At 39.8% G+C, this 18,521-nt stretch carries 16 protein-coding genes; 13 read left to right on the top strand and 3 right to left on the bottom strand.

Going from position 1 to position 18,521, the window contains the following annotated elements; translation table 11 throughout:
- Nucleotides 1-131 precede the first annotated feature (131 nt).
- The 5 genes from QQK02_RS11245 to QQK02_RS11225 all read left to right on the top strand — a co-directional run bounded on the left by QQK02_RS11245 (nucleotide 132) and on the right by QQK02_RS11225 (nucleotide 5,333).
- Nucleotides 132-287, top strand: coding sequence for a hypothetical protein (locus tag QQK02_RS11245; protein ID WP_284208124.1), 156 nt, complete (start codon nucleotides 132-134; stop codon nucleotides 285-287).
- Nucleotides 288-383: 96 nt separating this feature from the next.
- Complete coding sequence (locus QQK02_RS11240) at nucleotides 384-1,199, top strand: MipA/OmpV family protein (RefSeq protein ID WP_284208123.1); 816 nt, start codon at nucleotides 384-386, stop codon at nucleotides 1,197-1,199.
- 132 nt (nucleotides 1,200-1,331) lie between these two features.
- Nucleotides 1,332-2,246: an AAA family ATPase gene (locus tag QQK02_RS11235; protein ID WP_284208122.1), complete on the top strand. Its 915-nt coding sequence runs from the start codon at nucleotides 1,332-1,334 to the stop codon at nucleotides 2,244-2,246.
- A 2-nt stretch (nucleotides 2,247-2,248) separates the two neighbouring features.
- On the top strand, nucleotides 2,249-3,205 hold the full coding sequence (locus QQK02_RS11230; RefSeq protein ID WP_284208121.1) for a DUF58 domain-containing protein: 957 nt from the start codon (nucleotides 2,249-2,251) through the stop codon (nucleotides 3,203-3,205).
- Nucleotides 3,159-5,333, top strand: coding sequence for a transglutaminase family protein (locus QQK02_RS11225; RefSeq protein WP_284208120.1), 2,175 nt, complete (start codon nucleotides 3,159-3,161; stop codon nucleotides 5,331-5,333). The genes QQK02_RS11230 and QQK02_RS11225 overlap by 47 nt, the downstream gene beginning before the upstream one ends.
- A 15-nt stretch (nucleotides 5,334-5,348) precedes the next feature.
- On the opposite strand, the gene ahpF is transcribed toward QQK02_RS11225, so the two are convergent.
- Nucleotides 5,349-6,911, bottom strand: coding sequence for an alkyl hydroperoxide reductase subunit F (gene ahpF / locus QQK02_RS11220; protein ID WP_284208119.1), 1,563 nt, complete (start codon nucleotides 6,909-6,911; stop codon nucleotides 5,349-5,351).
- Between the two features lie 181 nt (nucleotides 6,912-7,092).
- Nucleotides 7,093-7,662 (bottom strand): alkyl hydroperoxide reductase subunit C, encoded by a 570-nt coding sequence (gene ahpC, locus QQK02_RS11215; RefSeq protein WP_284208118.1) that lies wholly within the window; start codon nucleotides 7,660-7,662, stop codon nucleotides 7,093-7,095.
- A 218-nt stretch (nucleotides 7,663-7,880) separates the two neighbouring features.
- On the opposite strand from ahpC, the gene QQK02_RS11210 reads away from it, so the two are divergent.
- Complete coding sequence (locus tag QQK02_RS11210; RefSeq protein ID WP_284208117.1) at nucleotides 7,881-9,347, top strand: methyl-accepting chemotaxis protein; 1,467 nt, start codon at nucleotides 7,881-7,883, stop codon at nucleotides 9,345-9,347.
- Nucleotides 9,313-9,891, top strand: coding sequence for a DUF6436 domain-containing protein (locus tag QQK02_RS11205; protein WP_284208116.1), 579 nt, complete (start codon nucleotides 9,313-9,315; stop codon nucleotides 9,889-9,891). Before QQK02_RS11210 ends, QQK02_RS11205 begins: the two co-directional genes overlap by 35 nt.
- An 8-nt stretch (nucleotides 9,892-9,899) precedes the next feature.
- Here the strand turns inward: QQK02_RS11205 and yegS are convergent, their stop codons facing one another.
- Nucleotides 9,900-10,805, bottom strand: a complete 906-nt coding sequence (gene yegS, locus QQK02_RS11200) for a lipid kinase YegS (RefSeq protein ID WP_284208114.1) — start codon at nucleotides 10,803-10,805, stop codon at nucleotides 9,900-9,902.
- Nucleotides 10,806-10,961: 156 nt separating this feature from the next.
- Between yegS and QQK02_RS11195 the strand changes: the two genes are divergently transcribed.
- The 6 genes from QQK02_RS11195 to QQK02_RS11170 all read left to right on the top strand — a co-directional run bounded on the left by QQK02_RS11195 (nucleotide 10,962) and on the right by QQK02_RS11170 (nucleotide 18,518).
- Nucleotides 10,962-11,903 (top strand): hypothetical protein, encoded by a 942-nt coding sequence (locus QQK02_RS11195; RefSeq protein WP_284208112.1) that lies wholly within the window; start codon nucleotides 10,962-10,964, stop codon nucleotides 11,901-11,903.
- Nucleotides 11,904-12,136: 233 nt separating this feature from the next.
- Nucleotides 12,137-14,365: an ABC transporter permease subunit gene (locus QQK02_RS11190; RefSeq protein WP_284208111.1), complete on the top strand. Its 2,229-nt coding sequence runs from the start codon at nucleotides 12,137-12,139 to the stop codon at nucleotides 14,363-14,365.
- A 24-nt stretch (nucleotides 14,366-14,389) separates the two neighbouring features.
- Nucleotides 14,390-16,030: a phosphate ABC transporter permease PstA gene (gene pstA / locus QQK02_RS11185; RefSeq protein ID WP_284208154.1), complete on the top strand. Its 1,641-nt coding sequence runs from the start codon at nucleotides 14,390-14,392 to the stop codon at nucleotides 16,028-16,030.
- A 54-nt stretch (nucleotides 16,031-16,084) separates the two neighbouring features.
- A complete protein-coding gene (gene pstB, locus QQK02_RS11180; RefSeq protein ID WP_284208110.1) occupies nucleotides 16,085-16,909 on the top strand; it encodes a phosphate ABC transporter ATP-binding protein PstB in 825 nt (274 codons plus the stop codon).
- 23 nt (nucleotides 16,910-16,932) lie between these two features.
- Nucleotides 16,933-17,625: a phosphate signaling complex protein PhoU gene (phoU, locus tag QQK02_RS11175; protein ID WP_284208109.1), complete on the top strand. Its 693-nt coding sequence runs from the start codon at nucleotides 16,933-16,935 to the stop codon at nucleotides 17,623-17,625.
- Nucleotides 17,626-17,837: 212 nt separating this feature from the next.
- A complete protein-coding gene (locus QQK02_RS11170) occupies nucleotides 17,838-18,518 on the top strand; it encodes a TIGR00153 family protein (RefSeq protein WP_284208108.1) in 681 nt (226 codons plus the stop codon).
- Nucleotides 18,519-18,521: the final 3 nt, after the last annotated feature.

Genomic DNA, 18,521 nt, shown 5'->3' with positions numbered 1-18,521 from the left:
TTGACTTAATCAGCCATAGTTAAGTGTAGTAAGTGCATCTCTAAAGGGCTTGTCAAAATGCGGAGTTACTTCGAGAAATTATTGAGAGCTTTGCCTTTGAAGAAAATATTTCAATTATTTGTTCTTTCGGTGTGGCTCAGTGGCAGGAAAATGAAACAAAAGAGCACGTATTCGGCCGTTGTGTTAACGCACTTTATCAAGCTAAAGACGATGGTAGAAATCGGGTTGAATCTCGTTCCTTAACGTCGACAAGATATTTACCTACAGAGTATATCTTTGCTTCTTAAAACAGTCTCAAATAATTATAAAAATTAAATAGTTAAAGTGAACCAGTTAAGGCAATATGACGTAAAGGAAATTACTTATCACTTTTAGGACTTTTCATGCGCATATTCAATACCTTATTTTCATTATCAGCACTTACCTTATCTGCCGTATCCTTTACTGCACATGCAGGAAACATGGAAGATAACGCGGAACAAGAAAAGCCAATTGATGAGCGTGGCGATAATCGCGCAAGGTTAGAGCCAAAAGGTTTTCTTTACGGTTTTGGCTTAGGTCTAAGTGGTGAAATTTATGAAGGTTACGATCGACGCGTTATTCCTTTGCCTATTTTAGGTTATCGAGGCGATAACTTTGAAGTTTTAGGGCCATTTGCTAGTTACGATGCATACTCTGCAAATGACGTTGACTTTATGCTGAAGTTAGCTCCGCGTTTCCAAGGTTTTGATGACGGAGATAGTGATATTTTTATCGGTATGGACGAGCGTGATTTCTCTATGGATGCTGGTTTCGGTATTGGCTACGAACGCAATAATTGGAAAACTGACATTAGCGCAATGTTCGATATATTTGCTAAATCTAAAGGGCATGAAATTTCGGCAAAAGTAGGAAAAGTGATGCGCTATGGTCCCGTGTTTTTTGAGCCTAATGCTCAGGTAAGTTACGTAGACGAGAAGCACGTTGACTACTATTATGGTGTGCGTTCGCATGAGGTCACTGACAACAGAGCAGCGTACCAAGGTAGCAGCGCGGTGAATTACTCTGTCGGTTTTTCGGTTTCTACCCCCATTTTATTTGATGGTTTTACCATGCTTGCTTTAGATTATACGTGGTATGACGATAGCATTACCGATAGTCCTTTAGTTGATCAAGATACAAATTTTAATTTACGCCTACTTTATTCGGCGTTCTTTTAAGTAACTTTCTACTGTTAGCTTGCCTAGCCGTGCGCTCGGCCTAATTGTCGATAAATACTATCTAGTGCTTGAGTTTGTAATGCTGTTTGTAGCAACATGGGAGCTATATACCTTCTTATTATGATGATAAATATGCCTAGACAGTTAGCAAGCCAAATACTCTCTCACGTTAATCAGTTGATTTTAGGCAAAGAGCATCAAGTAAAACTTGCACTTACTTGTTTATTAGCTAAAGGGCATTTACTGATTGAAGATTTACCTGGAATGGGCAAAACAACCTTAGCACACGGTCTAGCGCAATCGTTAGGTATGAGTTATCAGCGCATTCAATTTACCAGTGATCTTTTGCCAGCCGATATTGTTGGACTATCGATATTCGATCCCAAAACACAGCAGTTTTCTTTGCACAAGGGGCCTATATTTAGTCAGTTACTACTTGCTGATGAAATAAACAGAGCAAGTCCTAAAGCACAAAGTGCGCTATTAGAAGCGATGGAAGAACATCAGGTGAGTATTGATGGCCATAGTCATCAACTGCCAGAACCGTTTTTTGTTATCGCGACACAAAACCCAGTATTTCATGCTGGTACTTATCCTTTGCCTGAGTCTCAGCTCGATCGATTTATGATGAAAATAGCAATAGGTTTTCCTGATGCTGACGCTGAAAAAGTGTTATTGCAAAACAGTACTTCTCGCTTTGAACAACCGCCGCTTAGCGCGATGGTAGACAATGCTCAGCTTGAGAAAATGATGGCGGCAGTACAAGCAGTGCATTGTAGCGACGCTATTATTGATTATGTTATTAGACTTTGTCAGTTTACCCGTGAAGAAGGTTTTACTGGCCAAGCGTTATCGCCAAGAGCAAGCAAGTCGCTAGTAAATAGCGCAAAGGCATGGGCGTTTATTGAGGGGCGAGAGCATGTTATTCCTGATGATGTGCAAGCGATATTTATTTCTGTCACTGAGCACCGAATCGGTCAACAAGTTTCTGGTCAACAAAGCCTTGCTCAACAAGTTATTGAACAGGTTGCCGTTGTAGCGTCTTAGCCATGAAAGCCTACATCAATAAACGCATGTTGAATTGGTTGAAACATCGTATTCCGCCAAATGCGCATCATCAGCTATCAAGTAACAATGTATTTATCTTTCCAAGTGGTTTCGGTTTTGCTTATTTAACCATGGTGCTAGTGATTTTTTTACTTGGCACGAATTACCAGAATAACATTATTTTGATGTTTAGTTTTTTACTCGCAAGCCTGTTTGTAACAACGATGTTATTTAGCTTTCAAAACCTAAATGGTATGAGTATTAAGCTTATTAAAGCGCCTACGGGTTTTGCCAAGCAAGTCAGTTATTTAGTGATTGAATTATCAGGGCAAAACGCACGCCAGTATATTCAGTTTCATGTTGAACCGGCCATACAACATTCGTTTATGCTAACGAGTGAAAATTTAAACGAAAATAATGTGAAAATTCAGGTGCCGATTTTGAATACTCGTCGTGGTGTTCACCAATTATCTAGGCTTCGGATTCGTTCGACTTTTCCACTAGGGTTATTCAACACGTGGACGCGGCTAGATTTAGGTTGTGAACACATGGTTTATCCCGAGCCTAAATTACCCATGTTGTGGCAACAACGCCAGTACCAACAAGAGCTGGTTGAACAAGGGCAAGTTAACACAGCTAACCAAATGGGGGACTTCTACCAATTGGAAAATTACCAAGTTGGTCAGTCTTTATCATTGGTTGCGTGGAAGCAGTTAGCTAAGTCTCAACAATGGCTGAGTAAAGGGCATGCATCAGCTGTCACTGGTGATGTTTGGCTCGATTTTCAGCAAATGTCAGCCCATGATCTTGAGGCGAAACTTAGTCAGCTTTGCGCATTAGTTATAGAGTACAGTCAGCTTCAGCAATCTTTTGGGCTTAAATTACCCCATTTGGAAATAGAACCAAGCAGTGGTGAAAAGCATCAAATTAAGTGCTTACAAGCACTTGCGAGCATGTGACATTATGGCCTTGTTCAAAAAGAAGCAAGCAACAACACCATTGTCTTCTCGCACGAGCGTCTTTATGTGGGTAGCAGTGTTGGTTAACTTTTTAATGCTAGCTCCACAATTATCTGTCGCATTTTTAGTGCTAAATAGTTTGTTGTTGATCATTTTTATGCAAGGTTTTCGTTATCCAATATTAAAAAGTCGACGTCTTGTTAATGTGTTTACCGTTGTCGGCGCATTGTTGCTAATCATCCTCAGTAAACAGCTTGGCTTGATGTTAACTATGGTTAATTTGTTGGTGTTTAGCCATGTAATGAAATTATTTGAGCAAAACCATCAACGCGATTTCTACGTGTTTAATTTACTTAGTTTGATGGTGCTAGCAACGGCAATGATTTTTCACCAGAGTTTGTGGTTCTTTCTACTCTTTATGGTGTTGTTGATCATCAGTTTATTACCTCTTTTGAATTATCAAAGACAAACTACATCAGTTGGTAATCAACAACGTTGGCCGTCATTCACAGGGGTTAAACCGTATATCGGTTTACTGACTAAGTTGCTTACTGTATCTATTCCTTTAGCGATTTTTCTCTTTTTTATTTTTCCTCGGTTACAACCTTTTGCCGCTATTCCGCAAGCTAAAATGGCTAAAACTGGGTTGTCGGACAGTGTTAATGTTGGTGATATTAGTCAGTTAGTACAGTCAAATGAACTCGCCTTTCAAGTGGAGTTTGCTTCACCAAGAAGCTCTCATCAGCCACTTTATTGGCGTGCATTGGTTATGGAGCACTTTGATGGTAGTACATGGCAAAGTGCTGAACATAGCCCGCGTTTACGTGCCATATTTCGGACAAAGCAACATTATCTCGAGTATATCGAATCACAAGAGCCACAACCTTTATTCACTGGTAATGCAATAAATTATCAAGTTTTTGTCCAACCCAATTATCAGCAGTTTTTGTTCGCATTAGATGTCGCTCGCCCGCAAAGTACAGCAATACAAAGGCTAGCAGACAACACATTAATTGCCCCTAGGCCAATTAGCCAAAAATTTGCTTATGAAGTCTCAAGTTACCCAAAGCTAACAATGTCTCCTGAACTTTCTTCGTTATCAAATACGGTGAATTTATCTTTGCCTGAAGAAAGTAACCCAAGATTGAGAGTGCTAGCGAAAAATTTGGTTGAAAAGTATCAAAATCGCCCAAATAGCCAAGCGCTGATTATTGATGAAGTTCTCTCAAAAATAAGGCAAGACTCGTTTTACTACACGTTAAGTCCGTCGTTGTTAACTGGAGATAGGCTTGATCAATTTTTCTTTGATACGCAGGAAGGCTTTTGTGTGCATTACGCCAGCAGTTTCACTTTTTTAATGAGAGCGGCAGGTATTCCAGCGCGTTTAGTTACCGGGTATTTAGGTGGTGATTATCATGAGCAAGGTAACTTTTATTCGATATATCAGAAAGATGCACATGCATGGGCTGAAGTTTGGTTACCAGAAAAAGGCTGGACTCGCGTTGATCCGACTGCTGCGGTTAGTCCTGAGCGTGTTGAACAAGGTATAGATGCCGCCTTAGCGCAAGAGCAGTCTTTACTAAATCCGGGTTTTCTCGCTAACGCTCGTTGGTTAGATCCGGTGACGCTATTGAGAATACAAGCCGCTTTTGAACTCATTGACTATCAATGGACTAAATACATTGTTGGCTTTTCAAGTAAAAAACAATCTAAATTGTTACAACAGCTTTTTGGTGAACAACAATACTGGAAAGTAGCACTCGCTGTAGCGTTAACCTTAGCGATAATTTTCGCGGTGTTTTATCTTATTATTACGTTAAATCAAGAGAAGAAAACAGTATCTGTTCAAGAGAAATACTATCGTCGATTGCAGCAATTAATTAAGAAAGAAGCGCTACCAACATCATTGCAAGGTGAACTTGATAGCCCGAGTATGACTGTGCGTCGATATTGTGTGTTGTTATCTCTGCACTTTTCACCGTTAGAGGAGCAGCTTGAGCAGTTTTATACGACTTATGAAGCGCTGCAATATCAGCCACTAACGCTAACTCAATCCAATGAAAAAAAAGCTCAGCTATTGGCCAATGTTAAGCAAATTGCTGAGCTATTAAAGGGAGTTAGGTATTAATTGATTGCAGTAAGCTTACGCAACTTTCTCTTCAACGTTTGGTACTTGTCTAATTAAGTAATCAAATGCACCAAGGCTGGCGTTAGCACCGTCACCCATCGCAATAATTATTTGCTTATAAGGTGAGTCTGTTACATCGCCTGCAGCGAAAATACCAGGTACTGAAGTATTGCCTTGTTTATCTGTGATAATTTCACCGCGTGGTGTAAGTTCAATGTAATCTCTTAACCATTCGCTATTTGGAACCAAGCCGATTTGAACAAAAATACCTGCCAATTCAATGTCGTGACTTTGTTCTGTGGTTCTATCGGTATAACGTAAACCTGTTACTTTATTACCGTCACCAAGTACTTGTGTCGTCATTGCACTTTTGATGATCGTGATATTGCCCATGCTTGCCGCTTTGTCTTGCAGTACTTGGTCGGCGCGAAGTTTGTTATCAAACTCCAGTACGGTGACATGGTTAACAAAACCTGCTAAATCAATTGCCGCTTCAATACCTGAGTTACCACCACCGATAACAGCTACAGACTTCCCTTTGAATAGCGGGCCATCACAGTGTGGGCAGTACGCAACGCCTTTACCACGATATTCTTGTTCGCCAGGCACATTCATTTGTCTCCAGCGAGCGCCTGTAGCTAATATCAAGCTTTTGCTTTGCAATGTAGCGCCGTTGTCTAACGTTAGGTTAAAGTAATCGTTTTGCTCAACGTTTACGGCTAAGTTGCCTGTCATGATATCTACATCATAATCTTTAACATGCTCTTCAAGACTCGCTACCAGTTTAGGTCCTTCTGTTTTCTTAACCGAAATAAAGTTTTCGATACCGATAGTATCCATGACTTGACCGCCAAATCGATCAGCAACTAAGCCTGTTTTGATGCCTTTACGAGCCGCGTAAATCGCTGCTGAAGCACCAGCTGGGCCACCACCTACAACAAGTACATCAAACGGGTCTTTTTGATTCATTTGCTGAGCACGTTTTTCTTCAGTGCCACTGTCAATTTTTTTCAAAACATCAGGCAAGCTAATGCGGCCTTGAGAAAAGAGTTCACCGTTTAGGTAAACGCTTGGTACGGCCATGATGCTTCTATCATTTACTTCTTTTTCAAATAGTGCACCGTCAATCATGGTGTGAACAATATTTGGGTTTAATGCAGCGAGCATATTTAATGCCTGAACAACGTCAGGACAGTTCTGACAGCTCAATGACACATAGGTTTCAAAGGCAAAGTGACCGTCAAGCTGTTTTACTTGTTCAATAACGTCTTGCTCTAATTTAATTGGGTGACCACCTGAATGTAATAGTGCTAATACTAACGAGGTAAATTCGTGGCCAAGTGGAATACCAGCAAAGCACATTTTAGCACCAGACACACCACTTATGGTTAATGAAGGCGAGCGAGTGCCTTGCTCATAATTTAATGTAATCAGCGGTGACAATGATGCAATGGTCGATGCTAATTGGTCTAACTCTTTAGATTTGTCACTGTCGTCAATCGAGACGGTTAAGGTGACTTGATTAGTTAAGTTTTTTAGGTAAGTTTTTAATTGTTCGATAATTTGAGAATTTAACATAATAAGTTCCTCACGCCTCATCTTTAATGAGACATTAACATTTGATCAGTTTGAGAAAAAAGGCTTGGTGGAAGTATGAAAGGCACACCAAGCCAGGAAACCAAGCTATATAGAAGAGTTGTTAACGATGCACTGAATCTGAAACTCTCTATATAGTTGGTAGAAACGAGATAACTCAGGTTTAGATTTTGCCTACTAAATCTAAAGAAGGTGCTAATGTTTCTTCACCTGGCGTCCATTTAGCTGGACATACTTCACCGTCGTGAGCGGCAACGTATTGTGCTGCTTGTACTTTACGTACTAGTTCGCTTGCGCTACGGCCGATACCTAAATCGTGTACTTCGCTTACTTTGATTTGACCTTCTGGGTTAATGACAAACGTACCACGAAGTGCTAAACCGTCTTCTTCAATCATTACGCCGAAGTTGCGAGAAATACGGCCTGTTGGATCACCAATCATTGGGAAGTTAATTTTACCAATTGTGTCAGACGTATCGTGCCAAGCTTTGTGAGTAAAGTGAGTGTCAGTTGATACTGAGTAAACTTCAACGCCCATCTCTTGTAGTTGTGCATAGTGATCTGCCATATCTTCTAATTCCGTTGGACATACAAAGGTGAAGTCAGCAGGGTAAAACATAATAACTGCCCATTTACCTAGTACGTCTTGCTCTGAAACATCGACAAATTCACCGTTGTGAAAAGCTGTTGCTGTAAATGGTTGAATAGTTGTGTTGATTAATGAAGTAGTCATTCTAAATCTCCGAAAATTTTTGTTTTAAAAACTGTGTTTGTGTTTACGGGATTAATAGTAGAGAATTTTTTGTAATTGTTAAAATTGATTGTTTAGATTGTCGTGATAGCTTTTTTAGATTGATGGTTTGTCATGGTGGCATTATTCTGATGAATATGGCGAGAAACTTAAATTATGAGCTACGCTTAAATTAGCAATAATAAGAGGTGGTAAGAATAATGAATAAAACCAATAAGCTATTTTTGTATTTGCTAGTCGCTTTGTTTATAGAAACAATTGCTATGGCCATGGTGCATGGTACATATATAGAAGCGTTTGTTGTTGGTTTGCCAACACTGGCAATCGGTATATATTTCACAATGAAAATGCCTGATGAAGCATTAACAAGGCATGTAGTTGCTTTAGCTATTATTGTGTTTGCCTGTTTGCATATTCATCAAATGAACGGCTTAATCGAAGTGCATTTTGAGCTATTTATTGGCTTAGCACTATTAACCATGTATCGAGATTGGCGCGTTTTCGTGTCGGCGATTGGTTTAATCGCAGTTCATCACCTTAGTTTCTATTTTATGCAATCAAACGGTTACGGTGTTTATGTCTTTGAAATACATAACTTAACATTTGGCACTGTAATTGTTCATGCGGTATATGCAATTGTTGAAGCCGTTATCTGTGGTTTTATTGCAAAAACTATTTACGAGGAAGGATTGGTCGGGCAAGAGCTCAGTGATGTAACCGAGAAGCTCAATCAAAACCCAGATGCCATTGATCTTAAATTGAGGGTTGAACAACAAGACAGTGAAATTTTAGCTGGCTTTAATCGATTCTTAGCATTAATTGATAACGTGGTGAGTGACGTAAAAGAACAATCGATTCAGTTAAAAGAAAGCACGGAACAGCTGGTAAGTAGTAAAGACGAAATCGAAGTTTCCGCACAAATTAAAGAAGATGAAATTCACGCGATAGCTTCGTCAGCCGAGCAAATGGCAGTAACTGTTGCGTCAATTGCTGAAGATACTGTTAATTTGAGCTCACAAATGGCAGATGCCAACCAACATACTCAAGACAGTGCGAATAACATGAGCTCGATGGTGGAAATGAATAACCAACTTATTCAGGCATTACAATCAACGAGTGATGAAATTGCAGAGCTAGCTAACTCTGTCGACAGTATTACTAACGTGTTATCTGAAATTTCCAGTATTGCTGATCAAACCAACCTGCTGGCATTGAACGCAGCAATCGAAGCGGCACGCGCTGGTGAACAAGGTAGAGGTTTCGCCGTTGTTGCCGATGAAGTAAGAACATTAGCCAATAGAACGAAAGAAAGCACTGATAAAATTAATGATACCTTACAGCTGCTTGTAACCTATTCAAGCGGCTCTACAAAATCGATGGAAAACTGTATGAATTCTGTCGATAAAATTAATGATGCAACACGAGAAGCGAATGTGAAAATTGAGCAAGCATCAGAGCTTGTCGCTATGTCTAATACTGTGGCAACCAGTGTAGCAACAGCTGTAGAGCAACAAGCAACAACGACACAAGGTATTGCTCAAAGTAGCGAGAATTTACGAAAAACCATGCACAATGATTTAGAAAAAGTAGCATGTATGTCTGAAAGTACACAACACGTAGAGACTTCAACTCATGCATTGGTTAAAACAGTGGAAAGCTTCAAGTAGCTCAACAAAGCCAGGTGTCATGCACTTGGCTATTGTTGTGCTTTGGTTAGCTGGTGTTGGCTACGCTGGCTACTACTTTACGGCTCAGCGCCTTGTTGTTTTTGATCCTGAACGTGTTTTACTCAGTTTGTCTGCCCAAGATATTTCTTCGATGGCGATAGCTAGTTTAGGTACAAAGAATGCTCAATCTAAAGGGGTTATTTACCACTTTGTAGACAATGAGTGCCGTTGCAACACTTATAGCGAAAAGCATGTTAAAAGCCTAAATAAGCAAGCCGAGTCTGATTTATATGACGTTGTGACGATTAATTTATCTTTAGACAACGCACCTGACTTCATTACCTCAACACCTGCAACACTGGTATTAGGTGAGGAGAATGAACTTATGTACTTTGGACCTTACGCGCAGGGCGCTTTTTGTAATCAATCTACCAATACGATCGGCTTAGTGATGAAAAATTATCAGCAAGGTTTTAATGCCCAATTAATTAATCATCAGGCGCAAGGTTGTTACTGTCAGCGTAAGCAACCGTTATCTACGTAATCCTTTATTTAATGCTTGTTCTTGAGCAATAAAGGACAATCATCTGGCAGTACCAAATTAATCGATTTAGCGTGAACTTTAAAATCAATATTATTGGTACGAATTGGCTCACCATCTAAATTGATTGGGATCGCAGCAGGAGATTGCCAACTGGCAGATTCTGCCTGCACGCGTTCAATAAACTTGCCCTTTATAGTCGGGTCGCGTAATTCGGCAATTACCTGTTGTAAATCGTCTCTGGCAAACTGGCTAAAAGAAACAATATCCATCAAACCGTCGTCGATATACGCAAATGGCGCAAGTTCTTGTCCGCCTCCCGCTTGTTTACCGTTGCATACAGCTGCCACAATAATACTGCGGTTGGCTTCCTGCCCTGAAATGTTAAAAGTCCCTTCATAAGGCTCAAACTTGAGGGCTTGAACAAGTCCTGAAATGGTATAGGCACCACCACCAATGAAGTTTTTTAAGGCAACAGGTGTATTTGTTGTGACTTGGGCACCAAAACCACAACTGGCCACATTAATAAAATAGTCATCGCCGGCTTGAACGCTATCAACGGGGAAGCTTCTACCAATAATTGCAAGTTTTAGTGCTTTAAGGAGGTCGCTAGGAATTTGGCAGGCCGTTGCAAAGTCATTTGCTGTGCCTAATGGCATAATGGCTAATTCAGGCTTCGTAGTTGCTTTGCTTTTCATCAATGCGTTGGTCAGTTCGTTGACTGTACCGTCACCACCAGCAGCAACAATACGAGTGCATCCATCTGCAATGGCTTCGTCCACAAACCGAGCAGCATCACCACCTTCAAAGGTCACTCTAACCTCTACCTCGCCATAGGCTCTTGAGGTAAATATAGCTTCTCTAACCTCATCAATAATGGCTTTTTTTCCGTTGAGGACAATTCTAATTTTACTCACATTAACTCCAATAATATATTGTTGCTGTTAGTGGATGTTTTTTGTACTAAGATTATTAACGAATTTATAACGGTTTACCTATAATTGTTACGAAACAATTGTGATGAATTGTTATTATCCGTTACCTTCTTTTTCAATAGGCGAATAAAACTAACGATGAGTATAATAAGGACGTGGTCTGCGCTGGTGGTGCTAAGTAGTGCTGTTTTCTGTGCAAAGAGTTTTGCAGTCGGTGATTTGTTGATTAGTAAAATCATGCAAAGTGACTTTATCTTTGACCGAAATATTTCCAATATTCCTTTTATCCCCATTGGCTATCTTCAATATACCGACCAAGATGACATTACTTTGGAAAATCATTGTGTAGATGACATCAATTGCCAGTTCAACTATAAAAACTTTGCTCAAGGTTTTGGCTTGCCTGTTTATGTTGATAAAAAGTACATGATCATTATTGGAGAAACGCTAGAGTCTAATCACGTAAAAACCGCATACGATAGTTATCGAATTGATACAGTAGGATTATTAGCTGCGGTTGTCGCTCAACCGAATATTGATTGGCAAGTAGGTGCTTTTTATTATGGTTATCGAGGCATGAGAGGAGATCACGATTTTAATCAGCCAAGTGAGAGTATTATGGGAGCTGTAGGTCGTTATCGTCACTCTGCACGCTTTCATAGTTACTGGGGGGCAATTACGTACAACACAATAGATGAACGAATAGTTCTGCCATATATTGGCTTTGATTGGTTTATTAACAAAGAGTGGAGTATTGGCGGCGTTATGCCTTGGCCTGCTATCGCTTATGCACCTACTCAAAACAATGTCATTAAATTAGGTGGCTTTGTTAATGGCGCTGAGTGGCAACTACCTGATGAAAATAACTTCTCGTCACAAGCGGTTGATGTTGATTTCGGTCAAGTAAATTTAGGCTTGGCTTATGAACATCGGCTACACAATAGCTTTTGGGGTGAATTTATGATTGGTCATAGTGGTTTCGGTGCAGTATCTTTTAGTGAAAGCAGCTTATCAATGGATAATGATATCGATGGCGCACCATTTATTCGCTTTTCACTGTTATATCGCCCAGAGTCTTAAATAATATCTCGTTAATAAAAAGGCAACAATATCAGGTGATTACTAACAATATATGGATTGTGATAATTAACTAAATAGTCAGGTTTTGACGTAACTTTCTGATATTTAATGGTTTGTTTATTTGGTTGTTCTTGAAGTTGTTTTCGAATTGTTTCAGTCTGTCACAAAACTGTCACATTTCTGTCTTATACTTCGCCCCAAGTTAAATTAGCCCCAGATTATAGGTTGTTTAAGTGGCGACATTGTCGAAATCAACAGACTTCCGTCAGTTGAAAAATAAGTTAGCGCAGTACCTCATCACGTTAGGTGGTGTAAGTGTATTGTTCACTCTCATTTTAATATTTATGTACCTTCTCTATGTGATAAAGCCGGTTTTTGAATCAGCTCACATTGAGTCTGTATCTTCTGTAACTTTATCTAATCAATCGCCAGCAGTTGTTACTGGTCTTGATGAGTTGAAGGAAGTAGCTTACGAAATTACTGAGCAAGGACAGGTCAATTTCTATCAGCTATCCACAAGTGCTTTTCGTGAACAGGGTAGCTTGATTGATAATCAACGTGTTATCCAAGACGACGCAGCTATTTCATTGGTAGCTCATGGAAATAATCATCAGGTTGTCGTTGTTGACTCACAAAACCAAGTAAAAGTAGTTACTGCTAAATTTACTGCTAAGTACTTACCTGAAGGTCGTGATATCGCACCACGTGTTGACTATCCATTAGGTGAGGAGGCAATCATTGTTGATGAGGAAGAACAAGCATTAACAAAATTAGCGTTTGCAATGGATGATGAACGAGCATTATTCGTAGGCTTTACTGAAGATGGTCGCTTAATTAAAACCACATTAGTTGCTGAAGATGATTTCAGTTACGACTGGGAATATGAAGCGGTATATCAAACAATTGACGCTCAGCTAACACAGGTTGACGATGTAGCAATTACGCCTGATTTAGGTATGGCCGTTGTTCGCAGTGGCAATGATATTACTATCTATGAATTAGATGATGAATATTCAGTGCCACAAAAAGCACAATTTACGCCATTTTCAAATGAAGCAGAGCTAACCTCTGTTGCGCTATTATCTGGCGGTAGCTCAATTTTATTTGGTTCTAGCCATGGTGTTGTAAGTCAGTGGTTTGAAGTGGCTGGCGAGAACGGGCGTGCTTTTCAAGAAATTCGACGCTTCAAGGTAAGTGACCAAGAACCGGTAAGTAAAATTCATACTGAACAGTTCCGTAAGAGTTTCTACACGTTTACACCAAAAGGTGAGATGGGCGTGTTTTATACAACGTCAGCAGCTGACTTATGGCGTGGTCAATTGATTGATAATATGCCATCTGTTTTTGCAATCGCTCCACGTGCTGATGGCATTATGATGGTGAGTGAAGGTCAAGCGAAATTATTTTCTGTATCGAACGAACATCCAGAAGTTACTTGGTCTGCATTGTGGCAGGAAGTTTGGTACGAAGGTTACCCTGAGCCAGATTACATTTGGCAATCAACGTCAGGTTCTGACGATTTTGAAGCTAAATTTTCATTAGTACCTATTTCATTTGGTACGATGAAGGCGGCGCTTTATGCCATGTTGTTTGCTGTTCCTGTTGCATTAGCAGCAGCTATCTATACTGCTTATTTCATGCCTCCAGTATTGCGTAAAAAAGTCAAACCGACTATCGAGTTAATGGAAGCTTTACCAACAGTAATTTTAGGCTTCTTGGCGGGCTTATGGTTAGCACCAATCATTGAAGACTATTTACCAGCGGTCGCGTTATTACTGCTGTTCCTACCGCTGAGTACATTCTTTGCTGCCTATGCATGGTACCGTCTACCGCGTAAGTGGAAAGGTCGTTTACCAGAAGCTTGGGCGCCTATCATGTTGTTGCCAATTATCATTCTAGCGGCACTTGCAGCATTTGGTTTATCACCTTTAGTTGAAGAGTTTTATTTTGGCGGCGATATGCGTCAATACATTACAAATGATTTAGGTATCGACTTTGACCAACGTAATGCGCTAGTTGTCGGCATTGCTATGGGCTTTGCTGTTATTCCTACTATTTTCTCTATGGCTGAAGATGCGATTTTCTCAGTACCTAAGCACTTAACGAGTGGTTCACTAGCACTTGGCGCAACGCAATGGCAAACGCTTGTTAAAGTTGTCCTATTAACTGCAAGCCCAGGTATTTTTTCTGCGGTCATGATGGGCTTAGGCCGCGCAGTGGGTGAAACGATGATCGTATTAATGGCAACGGGTAATACGCCGGTTGTTGATTGGAGTATTTTCCAGGGTATGCGTACGTTATCTGCAAACATTGCAGTAGAGATGCCAGAATCGGAAGTGGGTAGTTCTCACTATCGAATTCTATTTTTAGCGGCATTCGTACTATTTATATTTACCTTTATCTTTAACACAGTTGCTGAGTTTGTTCGTCAACGCCTCAGAGAAAAATACAGCTCGTTATAGGGCCGTTGGTAAGGAATTTTTATTATCATGAATAATTGGTTTAAATCAGGCTCTCCATGGGTTTGGATGTCTGCAGCTGGTGTTACTCTGAGTTTAATCTCAGTACTAGGTCTCTTATGGTTAATTGCGTCTCGCGGTTTATCATACTTTTGGCCTTCGGAAATTCACCAGTTTGAATTAGTTGATGAGTTTGGCAAAGCGTCTACGGTTATCGGTGAAGTGTATGACCGTGAGCGTATCCCTGTTAAGCAATTAAACAAGGTAAAACTTGATCTAAAACCAGGTCAAGAAACCATTGAGCGCTTATTGGTTAAAACGGGTAACCGTGAATTAGTAAGCTTAGACTTTCGCTGGTTGTTGGTACCACAGGTTGTAAAACATTCACAGCCTGAAGAGTTAGTTGTTATTGAACGACGCTCTAATGGTAACTTTTATGGTTACATTGAAGAAGTTGTTTTAGATGGTAAAGTTGTTTCACTTGAGCAACTAGACACACTATTAACCCGTGTAAATGATTTTCAAGAAGAGATTCGCGAATTACAAAAGGTTGATATTGGTGCGATTAACTATCAATTAGAGCGCTTACGTCTCAAAATACGTAAACATCAATTAGATGGTACTTATACTGCTGACGTTGAACAGGATATCGCAAGTCAAACGTTAGCGTTAAATGCTGAATATGCTGAGCTTGAAAAGAACCTAATGGCATTGCGCGATAAGGTTGCACGAGACAAGTTAGTGTTGCGTGCGATGGGTGGAGAGAAAGTTGAAATAAACTTTGAAACCATTCTAAACGTAACGTATAGCAATAAGTTAAGCTTTATCGATAAAATTGGTACGTTCTTTAAGCACTTATTAGGTTTCTTATTCGACGATCCTCGCGAAGCAAACACTGAAGGTGGTGTCTTTCCAGCAATTTTCGGTACCGTGCTAATGGTATTGTTAATGACGGTAATCGTAGCGCCATTGGGTGTAGTTGCCGCTATTTACCTACATGAATATGCAGGCAAGAACGCGTTAACCAAGTTTATTCGCATCGCTGTGATTAACTTAGCGGGTGTACCATCAATCGTATACGGTGTATTCGGCTTAGGTTTCTTCGTTTATATGGTAGGTGGTAGTCTCGACCAATTGTTCTACCCAGAAACATTACCAAGCCCAACGTTTGGTACGCCAGGTGTATTATGGTCAGCACTTACCTTAGCGATTCTAACGTTACCTGTTGTTATTGTTTCAACAGAAGAAGGTTTAGCACGTATTCCAGCGTCGATGCGTCACGGCTCATTAGCGTTAGGTGCTACTAAAGCTGAAACCTTATGGCGAATCATTATTCCTATCGCTAGCCCTGCAATTATGACAGGTATTATTTTAGCGATAGCTCGTGCAGCGGGTGAAGTAGCACCACTAATGTTAGTAGGTGTTGTGAAAATGGCGCCAACATTACCGTTAGATGGCAACTTCCCATTCTTGCACTTAGATAGAAAGTTCATGCATTTAGGTTTCCACATTTATGATGTTGGTTTCCAAAGCCCGAACGTAGAAGCAGCACGTCCATTAGTATATGCAACAGCACTATTACTAGTAACGATTATTGTTTCATTGAATATGACAGCGGTTTCGATTCGTAACCGTTTAAGAGAAAAATACCGAGCACTAGAGCACTAAGGCGCTAGTGGTATCAAGTTTAAAATTGCGAATTAGCAAAAAGAAAGAGTTATTATGATTTCAGTAAATCCAGATTTGATTTCAAATGAGCAAGATAAATTAGACCTTAATAATTTATCGGACGAACAAAAGGCCTTAGACATTAAGAACTTGAATCTTTACTACGGTGAGAAACAAGCCTTACAAAATATTTCTATGGCCATTCCTAAAGGGCAAGTAACCGCGTTTATCGGCCCAAGTGGTTGTGGTAAATCAACGCTTTTACGTTGTATTAACCGCATGAATGATCTTGTTGATATCTGTCGTATTGATGGTGAAATCAACTTACACGGCGAAAACATCTATAATAAACATGTTGATGTTGCAATGTTACGTCGTAAAGTTGGTATGGTGTTCCAACGCCCTAATCCGTTTCCTAAGACCATTTATGAAAATGTAGTGTATGGCCTACGTATTATGGGTGAAAACAATCGTCGTGTGCTTGATGAAGCTTGTGAGCGCTCTTTACGTAGTGCTGCATTGTGGAACGAAGTAAAAGATCGTTTGCACGATAGTGCACTTGGTTTATCAGGTGGTCAGCAACAACGTCTTGTTATCGCTCGTGCAATTGCGATTCAACCAGAAGTCTTACTTCTTGATGAGCCAACGTCAGCACTTGATCCAATTTCAACGTTAACCATTGAAGAATTGATTAACGATTTAAAGAAACAGTTTACCGTAGTGATTGTCACGCACAACATGCAACAGGCGGCGCGTGTATCAGATCAAACAGCGTTTATGTACATGGGCGATTTAATTGAGTACAGCGACACAAATACGTTGTTTACGACGCCGTCTAAAAAGAAAACCGAAGACTACATTACTGGTCGTTACGGTTAATAGGGGGAAAGGAAATGGTACCTATGGATAATTTAAATATTGGTCGACATATTTCGGGCCAATTTAATGAAGATTTAGAAAACGTTATTAATCATGTGATGCACATGGGCGGTTTAGTTGAAAAACAACTAAGTGACTCACTAAAAGCTGTGTATGAAAATGATAAAGAGCTTGCGCAAAAAGTATTAGCAAGTGATTACAAAATAAATAACCTAGAAGTAAGCATTGACGACGAATGTACACGCATAATTGCGAAGCGTCAGCCTGCTGCAGGTGATTTACGTTTAATTATGGCTGTTATCAAAACCATTGCTGACTTAGAGCGCATTGGTGACGAAGCTGAAAAAATCGCACAGGTAGCTTTAGAAAGTTTTGATTCAAAGCAGCAAGACTTGCTAATGAATTTAGATAATCTGGGGCGTGCAGTATTACAATTACTTCAACAAACCCTTGATGCTTTCACTCGTATGGACGTAGATGCTGCTATCGAGCTTCATAAAGCAGATAAAAATATTGATCGTAATTACGATGCATTAATGCGCCAGTTAATGACTTACATGATGGAAGATCCACGTTCTATTCCATCGGTAATGTCAGTTATTTGGTCGGCACGTGCGATTGAGCGTATTGGCGATCGTTGTCAAAACGTCTGTGAATATATTATATACTTTGTCAAAGGTAAGGTTGTTCGCCATACCTCTCCTGATGACATGTAAGTTTATTTTTTAGCACTGTTAAAGTTTTTTAAACACCATAAGGTTAATTATGCATTGCATTTTTTACCTTATGGTGTTTTATTTATTGGTTAATAAACGAACATTAGGGTTTTACATGGCGCGATTTTATGTGTTTTATGCTTGCAACATGCACAATATCAGGTAATATCCGCGCCGAAGAAAAACTAAGACATTTGTCTATAGGAAACTGTATGTCTGGAAATTCAATTCTTGGTGTTTTTGCAAAATCACCAATTAAACCGTTAGAAAAGCACATTCGTGTTGCGACTAAATGTGGTCGTCGATTAGTGCCTTTTTTTGCAGCTGTTGAAGAACAAAATTGGGATTTGGCTGAAAAAGAACGTGCTGAAATTTCAAAACTTGAAAAAGAAGCGGATGCAATTAAACGTCAAATTCGCTTAGATTTGCCTGGTGGTTTGTTTATGCCGGTTGATCGCGCTGATTTATTAGAACTATTAACACAACAAGACAAAATTGCGAACCGCGCAAAAGACATTGCTGGTCGTGTTATTGGTCGAGAATTAGAAGTACCAGCAACATTGAAAGTTAAGTTCAATGCCTATTTAGGCCGTTGTTTAGATGCAACAGAAAAAGCTGCTGATGCAATTAATGAATTAGATGATTTGTTAGAAACTGGTTTCAAAGGTCGTGAAGTTGAGATCGTTGAAAAAATGATTAATCAATTAGATGTGATCGAAGATGATACTGATTCCATGCAAATTGAATTACGTGCTGATTTATTAGCACTTGAGACAGAATTAAACCCAGTTGATGTGATTTTTTTATATCAAATCATCGAGTGGGTTGGTGATCTTGCCGATTTAGCTGAGCGTGTAGGTGCTCGCCTTGAAATCATGTTAGCTAGAAAATAGGTT

The organism is Thalassotalea eurytherma (assembly GCF_030161415.1).
Lineage (GTDB): Bacteria > Pseudomonadota > Gammaproteobacteria > Enterobacterales > Alteromonadaceae > Thalassotalea_G > Thalassotalea_G eurytherma.
This window is presented reverse-complemented; position numbering and strand designations above follow the sequence as displayed.